The organism is Dietzia sp. B44 (assembly GCF_014145245.1).
Lineage (GTDB): Bacteria > Actinomycetota > Actinomycetes > Mycobacteriales > Mycobacteriaceae > Dietzia > Dietzia natronolimnaea.
In genome coordinates this window covers 1-3,548 of record NZ_JAALEF010000098.1, presented here as the reverse complement: position 1 = coordinate 3,548, position 3,548 = coordinate 1, and the positions used below count along the sequence as shown (strand labels likewise).

Below are 3,548 nucleotides of genomic sequence, written 5' to 3'. Positions count from 1 at the left end.
AACCCGGCCACTGGCCGCGGCGGCTTGCCGCCGTGCGTCCCCGCGGTCTACAGTTCTCGGTCATGCGGAAGATTCTCGTAGTAACCGGACGTAACGGGGCCTGAAGACCGGCACCCCCGTTGCGTGGTTGCACGATCTCCGTCGGTCCCCACACCGACGTCTGAGACGAGAACACCATGTACACCACCACCGCACCCGGTTCCTCGAAGGGCTCCCCTGGCGCTGCCACGCGAGCGGGCACCCCGTGCACCACCGGGACGACCTCCTGCCCCTTCGGCGAGCGGTTCGGCCGAAGGTTGCCGCGCGGCTTCGCCGACGAGGCGGCCGAACTGGACTGGCGCACGCTGGTCGACACCTACGCGCCGTCGACCGACCACTTCCACCTGGCCGACCTCACGCGCCGTCCGCTGGGCCGCGGGATCACGGCGTACGAGGCGATCCTGGCCACCCGGGATCCTGCAGCCCCGGGTGAGTTCACCGCCCACCGCCTGACCACCGAGTCCTGCGGTGACCTCACCGCCATGTCCGAGATGCTGGGCAGGATCGGCGCCCGCGTGGAGATCGAGCGGTTCCACCAGTACGAGGGAGACGCGTTCGACCGGACCGAGTCCTGGTGCACGATCCTGCAGGCCACCTGCGGTCGCCGCACGACATGGGCCATGGGTTTCGGGCAGTCCCCCGGCGAGGCCTCGATCGTCGCGCTGCTGAATGCGGCGACCCTCCTCCACCTGCGCTGAGCACGGCCACACGGATCGCTTCTGTAAAGTAGTCACGGAACCCTAACCCCGGTCGACCACCGGCACCCCGCTGCACACGGCGGGGGCGTCCGCACGTCGTCGTCCGTTCGACGTAGCGAGAGGAGTCGCCGGTGATCGTGATTCTCGCGGCCCATGCCGTGGCCGCCATGATCGCGATCCCGCTGGTGTTGCGGTTCGGCCGTCGCGCGTTCCTCGCCCTGGCCACGGTGCCCGCGGCGGGCGCGGTGTGGGTGGCCGCCAACCTGGACCGCGTGCCCACCGAGTCCGTCCAGTGGGCGCCCGGCATCCACCTCACGCTGGATCTGCGCATGAACGCGTTGTCGGCGCTCCTGGCCCTCATCGCCCTCGGCGTGGGTGCGCTCGTCCTGGTCTACTGCACCTGGTACTTCAAGGACGACGAACCACGTCTCCACCTGTTCGCCGCCGAGCTGGTCGCCTTCGCGGGCGTCATGTTCGGACTGGTCGTGGCCGACAACATGATCCTCCTCTACATCTTCTGGGAGATCACGTCCGTCCTGAGTTTCCTGCTCGTCGGCCACTACGCCGAGCGGGCCTCCGCGCGCCGCGCGGCCACCCAGGCGCTGCTCGTGACCACCCTCGGCGGTCTCGCGATGCTCGTCGGGATGATCATCCTCGGCCAGGCCGCCGGCTCCTACCTGATCAGCGATATCGTGGCGGCACCACCGTCGGGGACGCTCATCCACTGGGCGCTGATCCTGGTGATAGTCGGCGCGGCCAGCAAGTCGGCCATCGCCCCATTGCACTTCTGGCTCCCGGGGGCCATGACCGCCCCGACCCCGGTGAGTGCCTACCTACACTCCGCGGCCATGGTCAAGGCCGGGGTCTTCCTCGTCGCGCTCCTGACCCCGGGCCTGTCGGGCTCGTCCACCTGGCAACTGCCTCTCATCGCCCTCGGTCTGAGCTCCCTCCTCATGGCCGGGTGGCGCGCGTTGCGGGAGACCGACCTCAAACTCGTGCTGGCGTTCGGCACCGTGAGCCAGCTGGGCTTCCTCCTCGTTCTCGTGGGCATCGGCTCACGTGACACGATGCTCGCCGGGCTCACGATGCTGCTCGCGCACTCGCTGTTCAAGTCCGCCCTGTTCATGTCCGTCGGCGTGATCGACAAGACCACCGGGACGAGGGAGATCAGGGACCTGTCGGGACTGGGCCGTAAGCGGCCCGCCCTCGCGGTGGTCTTCACCCTCGCCGCCGCCTCGATGGCCGGGCTCCCGCCCTTCCTGGGGTTCGTCGGGAAGGAGGCGGCGTTCGCCACCGTCCTGTCCGAGGAGCGCCTGCACGGGATGCCGTCGCTGGTCGTGACCGCTGGGCTCGTGGCGGGGTCGATACTCACCTTCTCCTACACCGCGCGCCTGGTGATGGGCGCGTTCCGCTCCAAGAGTTCCTTCCCCGACGGCATCAGCCCCGCCGTCGCCTCCTCCCGCCCCGCGGGACCGCTCTTCCTCTCCGTTCCGGCCGTACTGGCCGGGTCCGGCCTGGTGCTGGGGCTGTGGAACGCGCCCGTCGAGAACATGATCGCCCGGTACGTCGACGTGGCATTCCCGCCCGGCAGCCCCTGGCGCGGCCCCGAGGGCTACCACCTGGGACTGTGGCACGGGATAGGCATCCCGCTCGCGCTCACCCTGGTGGTCTATCTGCTGGGCGCCCTGCTCTACGTGGCGCAGCGGACCGTCGAGAGGATGCAGTTCGAGTCGCCCGCCCTGGGTAACGCCGACCGCATCTACGACGCCGTCCTCCGGTTCTTCGACCTGCTGTCCCTGCGCCTGACGGCGAGTATCCAGCGTGGGTCGCTACCGCTCACCCTCGGCATCATCCTGGTGACGTTAGTGATCTTCCCGCTCGGTTCGCTCCTGGCCGGTACGCGCGAGGGCCTGCGGATGGAATTGTCCGCGAACCCGGTGGTGCTGATCGTCATGATCCCCATGGCGCTCGCCGCGGTGGCCGCCACGGTGCTGCGCAACCGCCTCGCCGCCGTGATCTGCATGTCCGTCACCGGCTACGGCGTCGCCGTCATCTTTGCCATCCACGGAGCCCCGGACCTCGCGCTCACGCAGGTCCTGGTCGAGACGCTCCTGATGGTCGCGTTCGTGCTGGTCCTGAGGACGATGCCGGCCGAGGTACCGCTCTCGAACGGTTTCCGCCGTCTGCGGGCCTGGCTCGGGATCGGCGTAGGGCTGCTCGTGGTGGTGGCCGGTGCGTACGCGATCAACGCCCGCCAGCACCCGGCCGTCTCGCTCGTCTTCCCCGACATCGCCTACCAGATCGGCAACGGCGCCAACGCCGTCAACGTCACCCTGGTCGACATCCGCGCGTGGGACACCCTCGGCGAGATCACCGTCCTGCTGGTCGCCGCCACCGGGGTGGCCAGCCTCGTGTTCCGCAACCGTCGCTACGGCTCCGGCCCGCGTCTGGCCGACGTCGACAAGACCCGCTCGGGTCGGCGCGGCGTCGAGGCGGCCCGGATCGTCATCGAGGCGCCGGGGGCGACCCCCGGACGGTGGCTCGTCGGCGCCACCGTCCGCGACCCCCGCGCCCGGTCGCTGGTCCTCGAGGTCACCACGCGTCTCGTGTTCCCCACGATGATGATCCTCAGCCTCTTCTTCTTCTTCGCCGGCCACAACAACCCCGGCGGCGGGTTCGCGGGCGGCCTGGTCGCCGGTCTGGCGCTGGTCCTGCGCTACCTCGCGGGCGGGCGCTACGAGCTCGGTGAAGCCATCCCGATCGACGCGGGCCGGATCCTCGGCCTCGGCCTGCTCCTGGCCGCCGGCACGA

The 3,548-nt window shown here is 69.9% G+C and carries 2 protein-coding genes; both read left to right on the top strand.

The window, feature by feature from the left end:
- Positions 1-176: 176 nt before the first annotated feature.
- Positions 177-737, top strand: coding sequence for a hypothetical protein (locus tag G6017_RS04150; protein WP_241731365.1), 561 nt, complete (start codon positions 177-179; stop codon positions 735-737).
- Between the two features lie 131 nt (positions 738-868).
- Positions 869-3,548: Na+/H+ antiporter subunit A (locus G6017_RS04145; protein WP_182616064.1), on the top strand; the 2,680-nt coding region annotated here is incomplete at its 3' end.